We start from the raw sequence: 19,812 nt of genomic DNA, 5'->3' as shown, positions 1-19,812 counted from the left end.
TACTTTTTGTGATTTTACACAACAGAAGCTATACTAAAGATACTGAACGAGAGAGAAAGAAGGGATTCCTCCATGTTAGAAGCTTCATACCATTCGTTAGACGATTTAGCGGAAGCGATCGGTATCGCCTTAAATGCGCCGATTACGATTGAAGATCGTAATCACCGTCTCCTTGCCTATAGTACGCATACTGCTGACACGGACCCTGCTCGTGTCGCAACGATCATCGGTCGCCGGGTACCGGAATCGGTCATCGACCAACTCTGGAAAGACGAAGTCATCCAGAGTCTCGCTACTCAAGACGATCCGCTCATCATTTCTGCGCGCACGGATGTTGGACTGAATGACCGCGTCGCCATTGCCATCAAACAAGATTCAGAAATTCTCGGCTACATTTGGTCGATTGCTCGCAGTACCCCGTTCACTCCATCAGAACTAGCAGATTTAAAGAAAGGAGCTCTGCTTGCTCAACGTCAGTTACTAGCGATCGATATGCAGAAAAAACGGAAGGAAGAGCAGACGGAACAATTCTTCTTTGAGTTATTACATGAAGAACTATCCGAGTCGGAGATCCTGAAGATGTTTTCTAAGCTCCATGTCGCACCCCCTGGCATTAGTCGTTTGACGGTCATCCGTTTTTCAGAAGCAATCACACCACGACTTGCGGATCGTCTGCGCTATTTATTGACGATCCAACAGACGGTTCGTCCATTACTTTACGCATATGATGAAACAGATTTTATCTTGTGGATCAGCACAAACGACCGCGACGCAGAACAAGAGCGTCTACAGTTTGACGCCTTCATCCAGTCCTTCCGCCAATTACTCGCGGAGCGGTTCGATTACACGGACTTTGTCGCAGCAAGTAGTGAAGTCTTCACAGGCGTCCAAGCGATTCCCGAGCGCTATGAAGAAGCGGGCATCGTCTTGCGTTTGAAAGATGCCTTTCCATTCGAACTGAAGAACGTGACGCGTTACGAACGTCTCGGCTTGTTTCAGCTCTTGCCAATTTTTTCAGAACGTCTGCGACGACGAACGGTCCGTCTCGAAGAAATCGAGCGATTGCGTGCTTACGATGTGAAACATGCCTCCTCTTTATGTGAGACGCTAGAATGGTTTCTTCATTATGATGGGAACGTCAAGCAAGTCGCTTCCCATCTCCATGTTCATCCGAACACGATCCTATATCGGATGCGACGGATCGAGGAGGAAGCTGGTATCCGGATGGAATCACTACCCGAACGTTCCTTACTCTATTTGTACCTAAAAGCAGACCGATATCCTTTGTGATTTTACACAAAGGATATCGGTTATTTTTGAAAACACCGATAAAGTAGAGCGTTTTCATTTCTCGTATACTGAAGAAGAAGAGAAATTGATTTGTTTATTTGCGAAAGGGGATCGCGTTCACATGATCATTGGAGTATTAAAGGAAATCAAAAACAACGAAAACCGTGTTGCATTAACACCTGCCGGGGTAGCAGCGTTACATGCACAAGGACATCGTGTCATCATTGAATCGATGGCAGGCATGGGGAGTGGCTTCACGAACGAGGAGTACGTCAAAGCTGGTGCTGAAATCATCGCGACTGCTGCTGAAGTCTGGGCAACAGCCGAACTGGCTTTAAAAGTCAAAGAGCCAATCGCTTCAGAGTACCAATATTTCCGTCCGGACCTGACATTATTCACGTATCTCCACCTAGCTGCTGAGCCAGAACTGACACGTGCACTCGTTGATTCGAACATCACAGCAATCGCTTATGAGACAGTCGAGAAGAACCGCACACTTCCATTGTTAACACCAATGAGTGAAGTCGCCGGTCGTATGGCATCACAAATCGGTGCACAGTTCTTGGAAAAACCACACGGTGGTATGGGCATCCTGCTTGCAGGTGTCCCTGGGGTTCGTCGTGGAAAAGTAACAGTCATCGGTGGCGGTGTCGTCGGAACAAATGCTGCGAAACTCGCTGTCGGTCTTGGTGCAGATGTTACAATCATCGATGTTAGTCCAGAACGCCTTCGCCAGTTAGATGATATCTTTGGTAACTCGATCAACACATTGATCTCAAACCCGTACACGATTGCTGAAGCGGTCGCTGAAAGTGATCTCGTCATCGGTGCTGTCTTGATTCCAGGTGCAAAAGCACCGAAGCTCGTCACTGCCGACATGGTCAAACGGATGAAGCCAGGTGCTGTCATCGTTGACGTTGCCATCGACCAAGGTGGAATCTTTGAGACGGTTGACCGCATCTCGACGCATGATGATCCAACGTACGAAAAATTCGGTGTCGTTCATTACGCGGTCGCGAACATGCCGGGTGCCGTTCCACGAACGTCTACCCTGGCATTGACGAACGCAACGCTTCCGTATGTCCTTGAACTCGCGAATAAAGGCACACATCGTGCGCTTGCTGAAAACGATGCTCTCGAAAAAGGATTGAATGTCGCGCAAGGCTTCGTCACGTATGAAGCGGTCGCACGCGATCTCGGATACACGTACAAATCCGTTGAAGATGTACTTCACTTACACGCATAATTTCGAAATTAAAAATAGCCGATGCTTCCTTTTCTAGGAATGATCGGCTATTTTTTATGAAAAGAAGAAATTGCGGACGAATCTCTTTATTATTTCTTGAGGCACCACTCGGCTTGTCATATGATGAAAATGAAAATATATGATTTTGAACTAATAGAGGTGATTTCATTACATGACACAAACCGTAACCGCTCATTCTCATGAACTTCAGAGCCATGTCGCTGAAGTTGCGTTACTCGAAGCACTGACATCTGATACAGAAGAGAACACACGTATTGCCGCAACCGAGCGCTTACGTGTTCTCGTTCCATCCCATCCATTGCTCAACATTGCTACAGCCCATTCCCTTTATTTCAAGAACGAACTCACTCAAGCGCGTCGACTTATTGAAGAGACGCACCAGCAAATCGGCGAGCATGTGCAAGGATACATTCTTCTCGGTATCATCAGTGAAGAGGAAGGATATATGCACGAAGCAGAACAGTTTTTCCTTTCAGCCATCACACGGTTCCCGGAAGAACCGGCAGGACATCGTTCTCTTGCCGTCCATTACAATCATCGACAATTTTATGGAGAATCAGCCGTCCATGCGTTTACATATTTAAAAAAAGTTGGCGCATCTGGAATCGATACGCTGATGGCTATTGATTCCATCCAACAACTAGACGGTCATTCGATCGATATGTTGGAAACACTCTATGCGTTAATCATCGGGGTATCTCATCTCGATAAAACAGCTGTCTTTCATGCGACTGCTTCTGCTAATCAAGGTATTCAATACGAGATGCTACATGCTACATTGCGTGAAGACAGCGACGATACACTCTACGCTAAACTCGACGAACGCATTTCCAATATGCTCGAGCACGGCTTGTACGCAGCTGTTTATGACGATTCCGAAGAAAAAATCTATCGCTATGTTTTCCGTGATATGTGTCGAGATATGACCATCCGTCATGCAGGATGGCGTGCGTACCCAGACTATATTCGACTACGTTTTCTCTATTTCAAACAATTGTTGTTACGCGACTGAAAGTCAAAAAGCAAACGCAACGAGTGCCGCGATCGTCCATGGCAAGATTAAGTTGTCGAGATCGCGATATGAGATTGCTTCGATTAAGGCTGCGATGTTTGCAAGCAAGAAGCCGTAACTGACAGCGAGCCAAATCGGTTGTCCATAAAATAAGAACGTTACAGTCAAAACAAGGAATGACGCTAAAAACAAAGCGATACTTCCTTCAAAGGAACGTTTCGTCTCACCGCGGACGTAAAACGTCTTCCCGAAGCGTTTTCCGACGAGTGCCGCGAGACCATCTCCCCAAGCGAGCACCATGCTTCCCGCAACGAATGCCATCGGTTGTCGTTCGAAGAAGAATAGGACGAGTCCTGCCAATGCGAGCGGATAATAGACCGTTCCATAAGAAGGACGGTCGACGCCATGCATCTGTCCGATTCCTTTTCGTAATGTCAACAGATTGACGAGAGCAAAGAAAAGTAATGGTACGATGGCGATGTACCAGTGATCAAGCCATAGCAGCGCAAGAAATACCCAGTGACCGACAGCGACATGAATCCATTTCCGAACCGTCTCGGGAGAAAATCCGAAACGGCGTCCAACGAATTCAAGAATGACGAGAATGAAGCCGACGATTCCAATCGTGCCAATGGCAGCAAACCATTCCATCGTGATTCCCCCTTTCCTATTATTGTACGTTGTTTTAGTTGCCATTTGCCCTATTGAACCTTCATTTGATAACATAAGGTCAAATGACGTCCTAGAGAGGAAGTTTTGGAAATGTATGATGCTCAAGCAGTCCAAACATTATCAAGTTGTCTGCAACGCCTGAACGAGGGGAAAGGAATCGAACCCCTCGTCGCAATAGAAGGAACGGAATTGCCAAAGGTAATCAATCGCCTGAAACAATTCGATCCATTAAAAAATGGTTTATCGATCAATGAAATCGTCCATTTGGCAAATGCTCTAATCGGAGAACACATGTCAGCGACGACGATCCAGAACTGGACGAAACGTGAAGTTCGGGACATCATCGGCGTACCGCATCGTGGGAAAAAATACTCGATCAATCAAGCCGCCATCATCTACCTGTTGGATGATTTAAAACACCTCTTCTCGTTAGAAGAAACACGGGAACTGCTGACGATCGTCTTCCAGAACCCAAATATCGATGAGGATGATTTAATCAGCCCTCTTAATTTTTATCTCGTCTATACGCAGCACGCGGAGACAAGTGGACCGATCGAATTAACGGAGAAGCGTCTCAAACGCTCGCTCGAGCGGATTAACGCCTACCGCCCTGAAACCGTTCATGTCTTACAACTCTGCCTCTACGCCCGTCGTGTGTCGCATTTGACACATGAAGCTAAACAACGCCTCCATCATGTCCTGCAAACGACATGATGAAAAAAAGATGCCATCCATGTCATGGAAGGCATCTTTTTTTTATTAAACAGCTGTCAGTGATTTAAAGTGGACGTTATTCGTCAGACTTTTCAGGACAGAGAGTAGTTCGTACATTGAGAGCTTGTCAGCATCCTTGACAAGACGGTATTCATCACCGTCCTGCAATAATTCCGCAACGACTTCTCCGGCTGCACTCCGTACGGAGAATTTTCCTTTTGTCAGGTCGAAGGAAATCGTGAACGTACCACGCTCATATACGTTGTACTCACATTTCTTCGAGAAGAGCGAAAACTTCTCGCGCATTTGACCTACCTCTTGTCCATCATGGTTCATCACGACCCATTTCTTGCATGTCGGAATGAACTTACCAAACGCTACCCCTCTACCTTCACCATTCATTACTTGAACACGACCGTTTTCGTCGTGTTGAACCGCACCGATCATTTGGTGCGCTTCATCATAAATCGCGGCATGACCTTGCGAAAAAACGCAACCCTGCACATAGACAACTTTGCGCAACAGAAATTCTCCTCTCACTGCTAAAACGTGCTGGTTTTTCGTCCCCAGTTTATTTAGACATCCTGTATAGTTTAACTTTCTTTATCTGTATGATATTTCGTTAACGAAAATGATTATTGCACCGTTTCTTCAAATTGACAACCCCCTTTTGTCGACAATCATTCGACAAGTTCAATGCAGGTTCATCTCCTTTGCAAATGCGAGCAATTCTTCCCGATCGATGAGACGAACTTGATTCGGTTCTGCCAGTTGATACGCGGCTTCTGTAAAGGTCGAATTCGTAACGACCCATCCCTCGTCCATTCCGTAGAATGGAACCGAGGCAGCGACCTGTTGAACCGCTTCGAGCCCTACAGCCGCACTGTATCGCTTCGCCTGGATGGCAATCTTATACCCTCGTTCATCCTCTATCAACAAATCTGCTCCGAAGTCGCGTGAGGCAGGTGTCAACTCGACCCGATATCCTGCTGTTTCAAATAAATCGGCAAGCCATTCTTCAAATTCTCGTCCTTCCATTCGATCGAGTCTTTTTTCAAGCGACGGCGTTAAAACGGACAAAAGAAGAAAAAGGATACACCCTACTATACTGATGATTAAGATTAAAGGTTCCCAAGAACTTGAAAAAAAATAAGTTCCGAAAACTCCTATCATGGCAAACAAAGCTGCTAGTAACAATCGTTTTCTTTTTAATTGTTTCATCCTACTTTTCCCCTCTACTTCGTCGTGACCTTTTTTTCACTATACTAAAATTCTTCGTTGGTTGCTTCCTTCGACAGGAAACGCGGCTCGTCTTGCAGAAGTAAACTAACGAGGAAAGACTGTCTTAAAATCCATGGTCGAAGACCAGTAAGGAGGTAGCTCATGGCAGAACATTCATCCCCTTCATCGCTACGGATCATCCATTCGACGTTACGTGCTATGAAAGAACCCGTACTTCTTGTCGATGCAGATGGAAAGATTCACTTTCATAATGACGCGTTTCAACACCAGTTCATGACCACTCCGGATAAAGAAACGATCCAGGAACTTTTTTCGATTACGGATGATTTGTTTCCGATCCAACAGGAAACCGTCATTTTGACGACACATCAGTTAACAGTCACAGCGATTGAAGAGACTGACTATTTTCTTGTCCATGTCGCTTCTCTTAAAATAGAAGACTTATTTGATTCAACTTTTGATGCTGCCTTATTCATCACAGATCCGGAGTTTCGGATTCGAGCATATAACGAGGTTGCGAGTACCTTATTCCGATTCGATCATGCCGAAGACATCATCGGTCTAAAACCGACGATTCTCCATGACGCAAAGGAAGTTGCTACCCGCCGTCAACATCTTGAACAACTGAACCTGAAAGATTTATCCGATGAACAACTCTTCTTACTCCATGGTCGGGAAGCGGAAAATGAATGGACCTATCATCGTCTGGATGGTTCGACGTTCCATGGACGGCTTTATATGACACGTCTGCCGAATGATACGTACTTTTTACTCATTCAGGACATCACGACACAAAAACAAATCGAATGGCACCTGACGAAAAGTGAACGCCGCTTCCGACTCTTCTCGGAGTCCGTCGTCGAAGCCGTCATTTTTCATGACCATGGCATCATCATCGATGCCAACCGCGCAGCAGAGGTCATCTTCCGGACGAAGCTTGAAAAGATGAAAGGAAAAACGACGCTTGAGTTGATTCATCCGGATCATCATGCGCGTGTCTTACAACGAATCGAAGAACATCGAGAAGAACCCTATGAAGTTCTTGGTCAACGTGCCGACGGAACTTCTGTCGAAATTGAAGTTTTCCCACGTGAAATCATCTACAACAATATCCGTATGCGCGTCGCCGTCGTTCGTGATATCACGGAACGAAAAAAAATCGAGAAAATGCTTGAACGTGAAAAAAATGCCATCATGCGTCAACGTGACATCACACAATCGATTCTTCAAGCCTCTAATGAAGGATTCCTGCTGACGGAAGAGGATGGAAGTTTCATCTTCATGAACGTCAAAGCACGCAAGTTACTTGATGTACCAGGGATTGCGCCAAGTAAGATCCAAGAACGGATCAGTCTGATTCCGAATCTCGATTTGAACACTCGATTCGAGATGCTCCGACAAGTAGAAGAATTACTCGCCGGAAAATATTCTGAACTATCGTTTCGTTTTACGTTACAGCGACCGAACGAATCGAGTCCACTTTATTTTGAATTTTATGCGACGGCGATCAAGAAGGAAAAGAGTCGTATTTCTCGTCATGGTTTCTTATTCGTTTTCCGTGACCGAACTGAGGAAGCAAAGATGGATCAAGTCAAGGATGAACTTGTCAGTACCGTATCGCATGAGTTACGGACGCCACTCTCATCGATCCTCGGGTATATGGAATTGCTTCGCTACCGAGAGCAACCAGCTGATAAAATCAAACGTTATGTCGAAATCGTTCACGAAGAGACCAAACGGCTGACGACACTATTAAATGAGTTTTTAGATATTCAGCGTCTAGAGGGTGGAAAACAGGAGTATACCTTTACCTCGTTCTCATTACGCGATCTCCTCACATCGACCGTCGATACCTATCGGGAAACCGTCGAACACCGGATTGAATTGGAACTACCGGAAGATCCCGTACTCGTTTTTGCGGATGAGCACAAAATCAAGCAAGTCATGTTGAACTTGCTTTCGAATGCTATTAAATACTCTCCACAGGCGGATCACATTCAAGTCCGTCTCTCAGCAAACGAAGAGAAAGCGACGTTCTCCGTGACCGATTACGGACTCGGTATTCCACAAAATGCATTCGACAAGCTCTTTACGAAATTTTACCGGGTCGATAACTCGGACATCCGGAAAATTGGTGGTACCGGACTCGGTCTTGCCATCTGTAAGGAAATCATCGAATCACACGGAGGAGCGATTTCAGTTGAATCAGAAATCAATGATGGTTCGACGTTCACCGTCGTTCTTGAACGCGATCCAAGAAAGGAATGGAATTGATGCGGACCTATTTCATGACGGGTTTTCCCGGCTTTTTAGCGACTAAACTAATTGAACAACTAGCACGAATTCCAAATCAAATCGCTTGTTTTCATGTGCTTCATTTATCGTCAGAACGAAACGCAGCTGTTAAGCGACGCGATGACCTTTTAGAACGCACATCTTTACGACCCGAGCAACTCGTGTTGCACGAAGGCGATATCACGGTCGAACAACTTGCTTTATCGTCTGATATACGGATGATCCTGCAACAAGAGGTCACACATATTTTTCATCTTGCTGCGCTATACGATTTAGCTACGGCATATGAACCTGCCTTTCGGATCAATGTCATCGGTACCGCGAACGTGACGCAGTTTGCCCACACGTGCCGTGCTTTAGAACGCTACATCTACTTCAGTACAGCGTATGTCTCCGGTCTGCGCTCCGGCACGATTCTCGAAGAGGAATTACAGGCAAGTCGCTTTAAAAATGCTTACGAAGAAACAAAATACCTTGCTGAAGTGCGCTTACGCAAAGAACTCGGAACGATTCCCTATACAATCATCCGCCCCGGCATCGTCGTCGGACATTCTGAAACAGGTGAAACACCGAAATGGGATGGTGTTTATTTTGTTTTGAACGCGATGCGTTTCCTGCAATCCTTTGCTCCTCTTCCGTATCCTGGTCGAGCAAACGCGCTCGTCAATCTCGTGCCATATGATTATGTCATTGAAGCGACTGCTTATCTCAGTCATGCACCCGTCGGAAAAAATAAGACATATCATCTGACGGATCCATTTCCACATGGCGCACGCGCGATTTTCGAGATGTTACATGTCGCCTATTATGGACGTTACCCGCGTGGTATCGTACCATTTCGGCTCATCAGTACAGCGTTGACACCCACCGTCGCAAAACGACTCCAGATGCAACGTCAGACACTCGATTATTTCATCCATCCCGTTCAATACGATACAACACAGGTCTTACGTGATTTACGAGATACCGGAATCATTTGTCCGGACCTAACAGAAACGATGCCTCGGCTCGTCCATTATTACCAAACACACGCGACACACTAAAAAAGTCCAATCGTTCTTCCTCAAGGGAAGTCGATTGGACTTTTTCATCGGTTACCCGATCAACATATTCTCTTTTGGATAACGAATCGTTCGATCTCGTTGCGTCGCGAACGTGAACAGAATCGTTAAGGAGCCGACACGTCCGAGTAACATCATGAACATGATCAAAAACTTCCCAAAGCTGTTTAACTCTGGTGTCACATTCAATGATAGACCGACCGTCCCGAATGCGGAGACGGTCTCAAAGAATAAACCAATAAAGGAAATGTTCGGCTGGGTCAACGCCAGGAACGTCGTAATTAAAGCAATGAACAGTAAACTGAAGACAGCAATCGCGTACGCTTTTTGGATTGCCTGTGCTTGCACCGTCCGTCGCATCAGCACGGTCTCACGCTGTCCGCGTAGATACGTCCAGACATTCTTTAAGATAACTGCCGCCGTCGTGACCTTGATCCCGGAGCCTGTCGACGCGGAACCTGCTCCGATGTACATCAAGACCATCATCAAGCCGATCGAGAGCGGCACCATCGTCGTTAAGTCGATTGTCTGGAAACCAGCCGTCCGTGTCGTGACGACTTGGAAGAATACGATATGAAGTGCATGAAAGAACGACTCGTCGCGTAATGAACCTAAGTGAGACACCCATTCATAGAGCATCATCGCTAAGACACCCAGTCCATTGATGACGAATAACGACAGCACCATCAATTTCGAGTGCAGAGAGATTTTTTTGAAGCTTCGTTTTCCCGCGATGTCAGCAATGACCGTAAAGCCTAATCCACCAATCATCAAGAGCGCCGCAATCGTCAGGATGAACGTCGTATCTTGTTGGAAACCAATCAAGTTATCGCCCCAAAGTGCGAACCCTGCATTGTTAAAGGCAGATACGGCGTGGAACAAACCGTAGTAAAGTGCTTTCCCAAAGCTATATTTGTATTGAATGAACAAATCGAGCGCAATCAAGAACATACCAACGATTTCGACAAGGACTGTCGTGACGATGATATTTCGAACAAGACGAATCGTTCCCCCTGGGCTATCGAGGTTGAACATCTCTTGGATGATGATGCGCTGACGAATTCCGATTTTTCGCCCTGTCACGCTCAGTAAGACGAGCGCAATCGTCATGAAGCCGAGCCCTCCTACCTGAATCAAGAGCATCATGATAAGTTGCCCGAACAGATTAAAGGCTTCCGCGATATTAATCGTCGAGAGACCGGTAACGGTTCCGGCAGAAGTCGCGACGAACAAACAATCGATGAAGGAGATATCTTGCCCCTCCTGTTGCGAAATAGGCAACCACAACAAAAAACCACCTAGCAAAATCGTCAATGTGAAACCCGTCGCGATGAAGCGTGCCGGTTTATCGAACAACTGATGATACATCAATTCACCCACACGACCAAAACGTGCCAGTGGTGAACGTCTTTTATGCGAGAACATCTTACTCCCCCTAGATTTTTTCAGACAGAATTGTCTTTATCATACTCCCTCGAATTAAGAAGTTCTATCGAAATATGCAATCGACTAAACGTTTTCTTATTTTTTTGGTAAACTAGATAAAAGTGGACGTGTAATCATTAAAGGAGGTTGAGGGAAACAGTGGACCCTAAGATGGCTGATCATTCGATTGAGGATGTCTGGCGAAGGCTGGAACGGCAATCACAATGGATGCCTGCGCAATTGTATTATCAATTTGAGGAACTCTTGTCACTACATTTGGAGCAACCGATTCTAAATGAATTGTATCAAGTGTTAAAAAAATACGACGTACTGACCGATATAGAGCGTGACGAACGAAACGAAAGCATTCAAATGCTAATCGATGAAAACGGCGCTTGATTCTCGGTTTTTGGATTTCCGAGCAGAAGAAGTGTCTTCTGCTCTTTTATTTTTCGTTCTTATACGCATTACATACAGAAAGGTGGCACACATCAATCATGGATATCGTGTCGATAATCGGGATCATACTAGGTCTTATCACATTGATCGGAGGAATGATCTTAAAAGGTGCGCCTCCAGTCGCCCTACTTAACCCTGCAGCCCTCGTCATCATCTTCGTCGGGACAGCCGCTGCCATCATGATTTCCTTCCCGAAGGAACGCCTAAAGGTACTACCGGCACTGTTTAAAGTCATCTTTTTCGAACAAAAATTAATGACGAAACAAGTCTTACTCGGACAGTTTCTGACACTTTCGACGCAAGCACGGAAAGAAGGACTGCTGTCATTAGAAGCAGCTTTAGAAGAAGTCGACAATGCGTTCATGAAGCGTGGTGTCATGATGGTCATCGATGGGCAGCCATCTGAATATGTCGAGGACGTCATGACGCGCGACCTCGAAAACATGACGGAACGGCATCATGCCAATGCAAACATCTTCACGCAAGCTGGAACTTACGCTCCGACCCTTGGGGTTCTCGGTGCCGTCGTCGGTCTTGTTGCCGCTTTATCCGATCTGTCGGATATTGAAAAATTAGGTCATGCGATCTCAGGTGCCTTCATCGCGACGCTGTTCGGGATTTTCACCGGGTATGTCCTTTGGTTCCCGTTCGCAACGAAACTGAAGCAAAAATCAGCGAGCGAGATTCAACTGTACGAGATGATGATCGAAGGCATTCTGTCGATCCAAAACGGTGAATCACCAAAAAACTTAGAAGATAAGCTACTCGTGTACCTGACACCGAAGGAGCGTGCGAACTATGAAGCGGAAAAAGAAGCCGCATGACGAACATATCTCCGAAGGCTGGTTGATTCCCTACGCCGACTTATTGACCTTACTTCTAGCACTCTTCATCGTTCTTTTTGCTTCGAGTAATGTCGATGCCGTCAAGCTAAAAGCGATGTCCCAGTCGTTTAGCTCCGTCTTCAATGGTGGTTCAGGGATGATTACGAACAGCTCGCTCTCCACTCAAGAAGAAGAGGATTCGAAAAAACTCGACGCGCGAACGAAGGCACAAAGCTATGAAATCGCAGAACTCGAGAAGATTAAAGACGAAGCAAACAAATATATCAAAAATGAACAGCTCGAAAAAGACATCAAGGTGGAAATTACAAATGAAGGACTTGTCTTCACGATTCGTGACCGAGCCCTCTTCTCGCCAGCTCAAGCAGAAGTAAGAGGACGCTCGCTTCAAATCGCAGAAGGCATGAGTGCACTACTCGTCAAGGCAGGACAACGTCAGATTCAAGTCTCCGGTCATACGGATAATATCCCAATCAATACGGCACAGTATCCATCAAACTGGGAACTCAGTGCAGACCGGGCGATCAGTTTCATGCGTGCCTTACAACGCAATCCAAAGCTCGAACCAAAACGGTTTACTGTCAGCGGTTACGGAGAGTTCCAACCGATTGCGTCCAATCAAACAGAAGCCGGTCGTAGTCAGAATCGACGTGTCGAGGTATTGATTCGACCATTGATCGACTTAAAAGCAAACGTACTCGACGAAACGAAAGTTAAGTCCGGCACGTAAAAAAAGATCCTTCGTGGTTGGTTACCACGAAGGATCTTTTCAATAATACGGACGAATCATGATATAGACGATGACGCCAGTGAAGCTGACGTATAACCAAAGCGGCATCGTAAAGCGTGTCCATTTTTTATGCTTCTCGAAATTTTGATTCACAGCATGCGCGAGTGACATCAAGACGAGCGGGACGATGACTGCAGCTAGAATGATGTGCGTAATCAAGATGAAGAAATAGATCGGACGAACAAATCCTTCTCCACCGAACTTCGTCGATTCACTGACTGCATGGTACGTGACGTATGAAATCAAGAATAGCGTTGTCGTCGTCATCGCACCACCAATGAAGCGGCGATGATTCACACGGTTACCGCGACGAATCGAAATCCATGCCCCGAGCAACAGCATGAAGGTAAAACTATTAAAGATGGCGTTCAAAAAAGGAAGTAACGTCCAATCGAATCCTGAGTCGACTTGTACAGGTGGCGCAAAAAATAAGAGAGCCACGAGTAGGTTGATGACAAGAGTCAACAGGATGACGAGTGGGACAAAATTCCGTTTAGTAGCAGGTTGTTGCATGAATCATTCTCCTTGTTTCCAGTCGAAATAACGTTTCAACCATTTTGGGATCGGACCAGCGAATAAACGCTCACGCCAGTAGACATCAGCAGCACGCTGAACGGCAGCACCACGAATCGGATACGGATGCACGACACGTGACAGTTGACCGACCTTATCTTTACGTGCCATTGCATAGACGACTTCTTGCATCCACTCGCCGGCTTGTTCTCCGATCGCATGTGCCCCGATCAGTTTCCCGCGTTTATCGGCGATGAGCTTGACGCGCCCTTCCGTCTGACCATTGATGACGAAACGATCCACTTCATCGAGACCCGTCTGGTAGACTTTGATGTCACCGTGTTTCTTACGTGCTTCTTCTTCTGTCAAACCGAGATGGAACAATTCAGGCGTTGTGAATGTTACCCACGGGACCGCTCGATAATCAGGTTTCGTCCGTAAACCGAACAAAGCATTTGTGACGACGGTTTTTCCTTCTAGTCCTGCGACGTGCGTAAACGGTAAGGAATCAATCGTATCTCCGACGGCAAAGATATGCCGCTGACTTGTCCGGAGCGAACCGTCGACTTGAACGAATCCTTTTTCGACATGAACACCAGCCCGATCAAGACGTAACGCCTCGATGCGTGGCTTACGACCGACCGCGACAAGAACGGCATCCGTTTCGATGACACGTGATTCCCCATTTGCTTCGACCGTCACTTCGATGCCTCCAGCTGACTTGCGGACATGCGTGACCTTCGTATCGAGATGCAACGTCAATTCTTGCTCGAGCTGACGTTGAATGACTTCGACCATGTCACGATCTTCTTTTCCGAGCAGCGTCTTCATGCCCTCGATAACTGTGACTTCCGTTCCGAGGTGCGCGTAAGCTTGCGACAGCTCAAGACCGATCGCCCCACCACCAATAACGAGCAGCCGCTCAGGACGCTCTGTTAATTCAAAGATCGTCTCGTTCGTTAAATAATCGATCGTATCTAGCCCATCAATCGGTGGAATGATCGGTTGGGATCCTGTTGAGATCGCAAACTTTTCACCAACGACAAGCTGTCCCGCTACTTCGACTTCATGTGCACTAAGGAATGTCGCTTCTCCGATATAGACATCGACACCAAGATCTTCAAATCGTTTCGTTCCATCATGGGATTGAATGATGTTACGCGCACGATCAACGCTTGCTTTCGTTTTAGAATAGACCGCGTCTCCGTTCAGCGTCACGTTGTATTTTTCAGCCGTCCGCTTCATGACGTGCACGTCGTGTGCGGCTTCAATCAAAGCCTTTGAAGGAACACAACCATAATGGAGACAATCTCCACCTAGATGTGCATGACGTTCAATCAGGGCAACATGTGCACCAAGACTTGCTGCACCGGCAGCAATCGTCATTCCGGCTGCACCACCACCGATGACAACTAATTGATAGGTCTTCATCGCAAACCCTCCTCATACCGACGTGTGATGTCTTCCATCCGTTTACGGTTGACGCCCCAGTCAGAGTATCCGACACGTGATGCCGAACGGAAATGAATCACTTGTGCGGCTTCATCGAAGTAAAATTCGACGTCATCCTTGAAGCGAAAGACTTTACTCGTGAAGATGGCATGGATGTATGTTCCTTCCTCCTTAACGATTTTGACTCGGTCGAGGCTTTGTAGAATACGTAAGAGGTGGAACTTCGAATCCGCAAGCGTTCCTTTGAACGGGAGCGGACGCATTTTCATATCCTGTAGATCGGTTTGAGTAGATACCGCATTCGGTTTTCCGGAGAGCGGTTGAAGCGTACCATTTGAAACACCAAGTGCCATGACTGATTCCTCCGTTTCCTATCATCTGATCCATTTCGTACTATAATCCACTTTACTTTACCAGTTTCTGTTTCACTCTGCCTGTCTGAGTGTTTACGCTTTCGTGACAGGGAGCAGAATCGTCGCGATGACGCCGCCTTCTGGCTGATTGTCGATGAATAGCTTGCCTTCATGTGCTTCAACAAGCTCTCGACAAATCGATAGCCCGAGTCCCGTTCCGCCCTTTCCTTTTTGCACTTGATAAAACTTTTCCGTGACATGACGTAGGTGTTCTTTCGGAATACCAGGTCCTTCGTCACTGAAAGAAAGGAATAACACACGCTCGGAACGAACGAGTCGAACCGTAATCGCTCCTCCAATTGGTGAAAAACGGATTGCATTATCAAGCAGGTTCAAGAAGACTTGTTTCAATCGGTTTTCGTCGTATAGACCAATGACTTGCGCCGGTAACTTTTGCACGATCTGAACATTTTTCTCTTCCAGCTTTTGACGTAGTTGCGCTGCGACGGTCTCGATGATTTCCGTTAAGTTGACTTCCTGACGGTATAGGACGAGACGACTCGTCTCGAGTTTTGAGAAATCGAGTAACTGTTCAACGAGCGAAATCAAACGCTCCGTCTCTGAATGAATGATGCCCATCCCAAGCGACGCCTCTTCCGGCAACTGATCCTGTTCGACGAGTAACGTCTCACTCCAGCCTTTGATCGATGTCAACGGTGTCCGTAACTCGTGGGAGATACCCGAAATGAATTCATCTTTCAATGTTTCCTGTTGTTTGATCTGTTGCCCCATATAATTGATCGTCCGTGCTAGTTCTCCAAGTTCGAACGAATACTCCTCGTTCACCTTAACGTCGTAATGTTGTTTCGCGATTTGGTCCGACGCACCGATGACCTCTTGGATAGGTCGAACGATCGAAGACACCAGACGTGAGGAATAAATGAAGGCAAGTCCCCAAACTACTGTACCCAAGAGGACGATTGCTAAACAAATTTCAATCACACGTCGGTTGATTCGTTCAAGCGATGTCGTATAACGGAGCGCTCCCGTCGTCTGACCGAATGACACGACAGGTTCCGTCACTTCCAGCAAATGCTCTCCCGTCGCCTCATCGTCATATCGTTTCGTGACGGTTTGACCCGCTCTTACTTGATTGACTGCCTCTCGCGTCAATTTACGTTGCGAAATGAACCCTGTCGAGGAATAACGCGGAATGCCTGTCGCATCCAACACTTCGATTTCTGCATCTGGATAGGCATAAGAATCGAGTACATCATGAATCGTCGCTTCTGAATCCGTGTAATCATAAGCGAGACCACTATTTGCAAACAACACCGCACTCGCATTCGCATGACGTTTCAAGACATCCGTCGCCGTCACGTAATAATAGTTATAGGTCACGAATGAGAGAATCCCGATGACAAGTAGGACCGTCACCGTGATGATCGTCATGAATCGAATCAATATCTGGCGCTTCATTCTTCGTTACGCCACTTGTATCCATGTCCCCACAGTGTCTCGATGAACTTCGGTTCCGCTGGATTTTCTTCGATTTTTTGACGAAGACGGCGAATGTTGACATCGACTGTCTTTCGATCGCCGAAATAGTTCTCGCCCCATACCGCATCGAGTAGTTCATCTCGCGACATGACTTGATCCTCATTTTTAATGAAATGACAAAGTAAATCATATTCAGTCGGCGTCACTTCGACGTCAATGCCGTCTTTTTGGACACGCTTCGCTCCTAAATCAATTCGGAACGGTCCAGAAACAAGTTCACGCGGCTGTTTTCTGCGGCGTAATGTCTCTACCCGTCGCAGGAGCGACTGGATACGTGCGAGTAATTCTGCTGGACTGAACGGCTTCGCGATGTAGTCATCCGCCCCTACGCTTAGTCCCATGACTTTATCTTCTTCTCGCGTCCGTGCCGTCAGCATGATGATCCCGACCACTTCATCCTTCGCCCGCGCCTGTTCACAGACAGCGAAACCATCGACTTCCGGCATCATGATATCCAGTAACAGAATATCAAAGGTTTGTTGATCAAATTGCGCGAGTGCCTCTTTTCCGTTTTCTGCTTCAATGACGTCATAGCCTGCCCGTTTCAAATTGATGACGATGAAACTGCGAATCGCGTGTTCATCCTCGGCTACTAGTATTTTGGTCATTCTTTTCTCCCCCTGATTCTTTATTCCACGAGTGTGACACGATTGACGAACATTTCATAATCCTTCGTCGCATCGATCACATAGACATAGTCGATGCCCTCTTTAATTTTTCGTTTTTGGTCACTAGCAATGTATTGATTCTTTGGAATGATCTCTAATTCAAAATCAACCTGCTTCGTATCCCGATTGATGAAACGAACGCGATTTTCACGTTTTTCGATCGTTTCCCGTGTCGCCCAATTGGCCGGGAAACGCATAACGAAATTGTATTCCTGATCAATGTACTGCTCTTCCCGTAGTTCGAATCCACTCTCAAGAAATGGCGGATTGTCCGATCCATTCCATGTGTAGTACGCGGTAATACGTGGTTTCGGCTCACCTTCACGCCCTTCACTACCGCCCGGCGTATATTGATGACCGAACTCGACGATTCCGTCTTGATCGACATCCTTCGGAAACGTATACATTGGTTCAACGATCTCATCGACTTGACCGAAGCGCACTTGTTCCAACGTATCGTTCGCTAAACGGAATAATGCGATGTGCATCTTAGCATCACGTGTATAAGAGACAATCAAGCCTTTATTGCGCGCAGCATTGATCGTATCGACTTCAAATAAATCATGTTCTGCGAATAAATCGCCATCTTTTGTCGCTAGCGTCGTCTCTTGACGCTTTTCCGACAAGATATCCTTATAATAGATCAAACGAGATGGACTTCCCTTTTGTAGAAGCACCATATCTCGCTCGCGATCTTGATTCAAATCATTCACCGACAGGCGGTCATACCGATCCACCTTCGTGACATCTCGTTGCTTCGACAACAGCTGTTCAATGATATATAACGTGTTTTCACCATAACTGGTAATCCCGATGACTAAATGGTTTTGTTTATGTTGCGCGTCAGATACGACTTCGAGTCGATCGATGGCTCGCCCATCAGCAACTGTCTGCCGTGTCACAAGTCGCCATTTTTCACCTTGTCGTTCATGAACGAGAAGATGAATCGTGAAACGTCCATCCTGCTCACTACGGTAGAAGGTGATCGCCTCATCCTTACCGTTTCGATCTAAATCAACGAGTTCGTATAGACGGGATACTGCTTGATTTCGTGGCGCCACGATTTCTGCCTGTTTCGGCAAATCGCGGTCAATCCGCTCTTTCAACGACTGCTCCCATGCCGGAAGGGACGGATGTTCGAGTAGAGAGGCGGGATGCGGAAACATCGTACTGCATCCTGCTAATAATAGACTTGATATGATCATGAAGAGATATTTCATAAAGTTGGAATCCTTTCCGTACGGGCTCTGTTTCCACTTTATCATACTCTCTCAATGGAGAGTATATTGTCGAATGGGACACAAGTTGTTACGATATACAGATAATTGAAAGGGGTTTGAATGTATGACGTACAAAATGATTGTTCTCGATTTAGATGATACCTTGTTGACAAGTGATCATACGATTTCACCACGTACGAAAGAAGCCTTACTTGCTGCGCAACGTCGCGGGAAGAAAGTCGTTCTTGCAAGCGGTCGTCCGACATATGCGATGCTTGATCTTGCAGAAGAACTAGAACTCGCACGATACGGAAGCTACATCCTGAGCTTCAACGGAGCTTCGATCATCGATTGCAAAACGAACGAATCACTTTTCCTCAGTACCCTCTCTCCGGAGACGGTCCATCGTCTTTATGATGTAAGTAAACGTGAGGATGTCTACATTCACACGTATGTCGGACATGAGATTCTGACAGAACAGCCGAATGAGTATACGACACTCGAAGGACAATTGACTGGTATGGACGTCATTCCCGTCGCTGATTTTAAAACAGCGATTCAAACACCTGTCGTCAAGTGTTTAATGATGGCAGAAGAGACACACCTCGCGCGGGTCGAGCAGACGCTTCAACAAGAGCTTGCAGGGGAACTCGCGGTTGCTCGCTCAAAGCCATTTTTCCTTGAATTCACGGAAGACGGTGTCACAAAAGGCACAAGCCTTGCCTTACTGTCTGAGAAGCTTGGTATCGCTCAGGAAGAAGTCATTGCTTGTGGAGACGGCAACAACGATCTATCGATGATCGAATGGGCAGGTCTTGGCGTCGCGATGGCGAATGCAGCCGATACCGTTAAAGAAAAAGCCCAGTATATGACCGCTTCGAATGATGAAGATGGTGTCGCCCTCGTCGTCGAAAAGTTCATGATGGATGAAGAACCGACTATCTCAAGTCACTGAGTAAATCAAAAGCGTGTGTTCC

Annotated in this window: 20 protein-coding genes; 10 read left to right on the top strand and 10 right to left on the bottom strand. The window is 46.5% G+C overall.

What is annotated here, in order from left to right; translation table 11 throughout:
• Positions 1-72: 72 nt before the first annotated feature.
• The 3 genes from B3M90_RS02900 (at position 73) to B3M90_RS02890 (ending at position 3,569) form a co-directional block, all read left to right on the top strand.
• Entirely contained in the window at positions 73-1,290 is a 1,218-nt protein-coding gene (locus B3M90_RS02900; protein WP_035395605.1) for a PucR family transcriptional regulator, read from the top strand.
• Between the two features lie 121 nt (positions 1,291-1,411).
• Entirely contained in the window at positions 1,412-2,536 is a 1,125-nt protein-coding gene (ald, locus tag B3M90_RS02895; RefSeq protein ID WP_029342897.1) for an alanine dehydrogenase, read from the top strand.
• A 172-nt stretch (positions 2,537-2,708) separates the two neighbouring features.
• Positions 2,709-3,569: a tetratricopeptide repeat protein gene (locus B3M90_RS02890; RefSeq protein ID WP_290782498.1), complete on the top strand. Its 861-nt coding sequence runs from the start codon at positions 2,709-2,711 to the stop codon at positions 3,567-3,569.
• A gap of 3 nt (positions 3,570-3,572) precedes the next feature.
• Here B3M90_RS02890 and B3M90_RS02885 read toward each other — a convergent pair whose 3' ends face one another.
• On the bottom strand, positions 3,573-4,220 hold the full coding sequence (locus B3M90_RS02885; RefSeq protein WP_214856667.1) for a diacylglycerol/polyprenol kinase family protein: 648 nt from the start codon (positions 4,218-4,220) through the stop codon (positions 3,573-3,575).
• A 111-nt stretch (positions 4,221-4,331) separates the two neighbouring features.
• Between B3M90_RS02885 and B3M90_RS02880 the strand changes: the two genes are divergently transcribed.
• The gene (locus B3M90_RS02880) at positions 4,332-4,955 is read left to right on the top strand and encodes a DUF1836 domain-containing protein (RefSeq protein ID WP_035412080.1); all 624 of its coding nucleotides are present in this window, start codon (positions 4,332-4,334) and stop codon (positions 4,953-4,955) included.
• Between the two features lie 45 nt (positions 4,956-5,000).
• On the opposite strand, the gene B3M90_RS02875 is transcribed toward B3M90_RS02880, so the two are convergent.
• Both B3M90_RS02875 and B3M90_RS02870 read right to left on the bottom strand, forming a co-directional pair.
• Positions 5,001-5,477 (bottom strand): hypothetical protein, encoded by a 477-nt coding sequence (locus tag B3M90_RS02875; RefSeq protein ID WP_214856669.1) that lies wholly within the window; start codon positions 5,475-5,477, stop codon positions 5,001-5,003.
• Positions 5,478-5,648: 171 nt separating this feature from the next.
• A complete protein-coding gene (locus B3M90_RS02870; protein ID WP_235147606.1) occupies positions 5,649-5,993 on the bottom strand; it encodes a restriction endonuclease in 345 nt (114 codons plus the stop codon).
• Between the two features lie 345 nt (positions 5,994-6,338).
• On the opposite strand from B3M90_RS02870, the gene B3M90_RS02865 reads away from it, so the two are divergent.
• Together B3M90_RS02865 and B3M90_RS02860 are read left to right on the top strand one after the other, a co-directional pair.
• Entirely contained in the window at positions 6,339-8,471 is a 2,133-nt protein-coding gene (locus tag B3M90_RS02865) for a PAS domain-containing sensor histidine kinase (protein WP_290782496.1), read from the top strand.
• Positions 8,471-9,535, top strand: coding sequence for an SDR family oxidoreductase (locus tag B3M90_RS02860; RefSeq protein ID WP_251138013.1), 1,065 nt, complete (start codon positions 8,471-8,473; stop codon positions 9,533-9,535). Before B3M90_RS02865 ends, B3M90_RS02860 begins: the two co-directional genes overlap by 1 nt.
• 51 nt (positions 9,536-9,586) lie before the next feature.
• Here B3M90_RS02860 and B3M90_RS02855 read toward each other — a convergent pair whose 3' ends face one another.
• The gene (locus B3M90_RS02855) at positions 9,587-10,978 is read right to left on the bottom strand and encodes a TrkH family potassium uptake protein (protein ID WP_214856673.1); all 1,392 of its coding nucleotides are present in this window, start codon (positions 10,976-10,978) and stop codon (positions 9,587-9,589) included.
• 171 nt (positions 10,979-11,149) lie between these two features.
• Between B3M90_RS02855 and B3M90_RS02850 the strand changes: the two genes are divergently transcribed.
• The 3 genes from B3M90_RS02850 (at position 11,150) to B3M90_RS02840 (ending at position 13,009) form a co-directional block, all read left to right on the top strand.
• A complete protein-coding gene (locus B3M90_RS02850; RefSeq protein WP_251138016.1) occupies positions 11,150-11,377 on the top strand; it encodes a hypothetical protein in 228 nt (75 codons plus the stop codon).
• 98 nt (positions 11,378-11,475) lie between these two features.
• On the top strand, positions 11,476-12,261 hold the full coding sequence (gene motA / locus B3M90_RS02845) for a flagellar motor stator protein MotA (RefSeq protein WP_035412066.1): 786 nt from the start codon (positions 11,476-11,478) through the stop codon (positions 12,259-12,261).
• Complete coding sequence (locus tag B3M90_RS02840; RefSeq protein WP_035412064.1) at positions 12,236-13,009, top strand: flagellar motor protein MotB; 774 nt, start codon at positions 12,236-12,238, stop codon at positions 13,007-13,009. The genes motA and B3M90_RS02840 overlap by 26 nt, the downstream gene beginning before the upstream one ends.
• 39 nt (positions 13,010-13,048) lie before the next feature.
• Here the strand turns inward: B3M90_RS02840 and B3M90_RS02835 are convergent, their stop codons facing one another.
• From B3M90_RS02835 to B3M90_RS02810, 6 genes are all read right to left on the bottom strand, one after another.
• The gene (locus B3M90_RS02835) at positions 13,049-13,582 is read right to left on the bottom strand and encodes a DUF420 domain-containing protein (protein ID WP_056064864.1); all 534 of its coding nucleotides are present in this window, start codon (positions 13,580-13,582) and stop codon (positions 13,049-13,051) included.
• 3 nt (positions 13,583-13,585) lie between these two features.
• The gene (locus tag B3M90_RS02830) at positions 13,586-15,013 is read right to left on the bottom strand and encodes a dihydrolipoyl dehydrogenase family protein (RefSeq protein ID WP_035412058.1); all 1,428 of its coding nucleotides are present in this window, start codon (positions 15,011-15,013) and stop codon (positions 13,586-13,588) included.
• Positions 15,010-15,387 carry a DUF1499 domain-containing protein gene (locus B3M90_RS02825; RefSeq protein ID WP_056064860.1) on the bottom strand — a complete coding sequence of 126 codons (378 nt, stop codon included), beginning with the start codon at positions 15,385-15,387 and terminating at the stop codon, positions 15,010-15,012. The genes B3M90_RS02830 and B3M90_RS02825 overlap by 4 nt, the downstream gene beginning before the upstream one ends.
• Positions 15,388-15,480: 93 nt before the next feature.
• Positions 15,481-16,866 (bottom strand): sensor histidine kinase, encoded by a 1,386-nt coding sequence (locus B3M90_RS02820; protein ID WP_214856675.1) that lies wholly within the window; start codon positions 16,864-16,866, stop codon positions 15,481-15,483.
• The gene (locus tag B3M90_RS02815) at positions 16,863-17,555 is read right to left on the bottom strand and encodes a response regulator transcription factor (RefSeq protein WP_035412051.1); all 693 of its coding nucleotides are present in this window, start codon (positions 17,553-17,555) and stop codon (positions 16,863-16,865) included. Before B3M90_RS02815 ends, B3M90_RS02820 begins: the two co-directional genes overlap by 4 nt.
• A gap of 20 nt (positions 17,556-17,575) precedes the next feature.
• The gene (locus B3M90_RS02810; protein WP_290782493.1) at positions 17,576-18,820 is read right to left on the bottom strand and encodes a hypothetical protein; all 1,245 of its coding nucleotides are present in this window, start codon (positions 18,818-18,820) and stop codon (positions 17,576-17,578) included.
• A gap of 139 nt (positions 18,821-18,959) precedes the next feature.
• Between B3M90_RS02810 and B3M90_RS02805 the strand changes: the two genes are divergently transcribed.
• Complete coding sequence (locus B3M90_RS02805) at positions 18,960-19,790, top strand: Cof-type HAD-IIB family hydrolase (RefSeq protein ID WP_290755363.1); 831 nt, start codon at positions 18,960-18,962, stop codon at positions 19,788-19,790.
• The last annotated feature ends 22 nt before the right edge of the window (positions 19,791-19,812 follow it).

Origin of the sequence: Exiguobacterium sp. UBA6309 (assembly GCF_002439205.1) — a bacterium.
In the GTDB taxonomy this organism is placed as follows: Bacteria; Bacillota; Bacilli; order Exiguobacteriales; family Exiguobacteriaceae; genus Exiguobacterium_A.
Note: the sequence above shows the minus strand (reverse complement) of the source record. Positions and strands in the feature narration are given on the sequence as shown.

What these genes read in the sequence shown, in the direction of transcription:
- B3M90_RS02815 (WP_035412051.1), bottom strand. Translation starts at nt 17,555, where the DNA reads ATGACCAAAATACTAGTAGCCGAGGATGAACACGCGATTCGCAGTTTC.
- B3M90_RS02820 (WP_214856675.1), bottom strand. Translation starts at nt 16,866, where the DNA reads ATGAAGCGCCAGATATTGATTCGATTCATGACGATCATCACGGTGACG.
- B3M90_RS02865 (WP_290782496.1), top strand. Translation starts at nt 6,339, where the DNA reads ATGGCAGAACATTCATCCCCTTCATCGCTACGGATCATCCATTCGACG.
- B3M90_RS02835 (WP_056064864.1), bottom strand. Translation starts at nt 13,582, where the DNA reads ATGCAACAACCTGCTACTAAACGGAATTTTGTCCCACTCGTCATCCTG.
- ald (WP_029342897.1), top strand. Translation starts at nt 1,412, where the DNA reads ATGATCATTGGAGTATTAAAGGAAATCAAAAACAACGAAAACCGTGTT.
- motA (WP_035412066.1), top strand. Translation starts at nt 11,476, where the DNA reads ATGGATATCGTGTCGATAATCGGGATCATACTAGGTCTTATCACATTG.
- B3M90_RS02855 (WP_214856673.1), bottom strand. Translation starts at nt 10,978, where the DNA reads ATGTTCTCGCATAAAAGACGTTCACCACTGGCACGTTTTGGTCGTGTG.
- B3M90_RS02805 (WP_290755363.1), top strand. Translation starts at nt 18,960, where the DNA reads ATGACGTACAAAATGATTGTTCTCGATTTAGATGATACCTTGTTGACA.
- B3M90_RS02825 (WP_056064860.1), bottom strand. Translation starts at nt 15,387, where the DNA reads ATGGCACTTGGTGTTTCAAATGGTACGCTTCAACCGCTCTCCGGAAAA.
- B3M90_RS02860 (WP_251138013.1), top strand. Translation starts at nt 8,471, where the DNA reads ATGCGGACCTATTTCATGACGGGTTTTCCCGGCTTTTTAGCGACTAAA.
- B3M90_RS02850 (WP_251138016.1), top strand. Translation starts at nt 11,150, where the DNA reads ATGGCTGATCATTCGATTGAGGATGTCTGGCGAAGGCTGGAACGGCAA.
- B3M90_RS02840 (WP_035412064.1), top strand. Translation starts at nt 12,236, where the DNA reads ATGAAGCGGAAAAAGAAGCCGCATGACGAACATATCTCCGAAGGCTGG.
- B3M90_RS02900 (WP_035395605.1), top strand. Translation starts at nt 73, where the DNA reads ATGTTAGAAGCTTCATACCATTCGTTAGACGATTTAGCGGAAGCGATC.
- B3M90_RS02810 (WP_290782493.1), bottom strand. Translation starts at nt 18,820, where the DNA reads ATGATCATATCAAGTCTATTATTAGCAGGATGCAGTACGATGTTTCCG.
- B3M90_RS02890 (WP_290782498.1), top strand. Translation starts at nt 2,709, where the DNA reads ATGACACAAACCGTAACCGCTCATTCTCATGAACTTCAGAGCCATGTC.
- B3M90_RS02830 (WP_035412058.1), bottom strand. Translation starts at nt 15,013, where the DNA reads ATGAAGACCTATCAATTAGTTGTCATCGGTGGTGGTGCAGCCGGAATG.
- B3M90_RS02880 (WP_035412080.1), top strand. Translation starts at nt 4,332, where the DNA reads ATGTATGATGCTCAAGCAGTCCAAACATTATCAAGTTGTCTGCAACGC.
- B3M90_RS02885 (WP_214856667.1), bottom strand. Translation starts at nt 4,220, where the DNA reads ATGGAATGGTTTGCTGCCATTGGCACGATTGGAATCGTCGGCTTCATT.
- B3M90_RS02870 (WP_235147606.1), bottom strand. Translation starts at nt 5,993, where the DNA reads ATGGAAGGACGAGAATTTGAAGAATGGCTTGCCGATTTATTTGAAACA.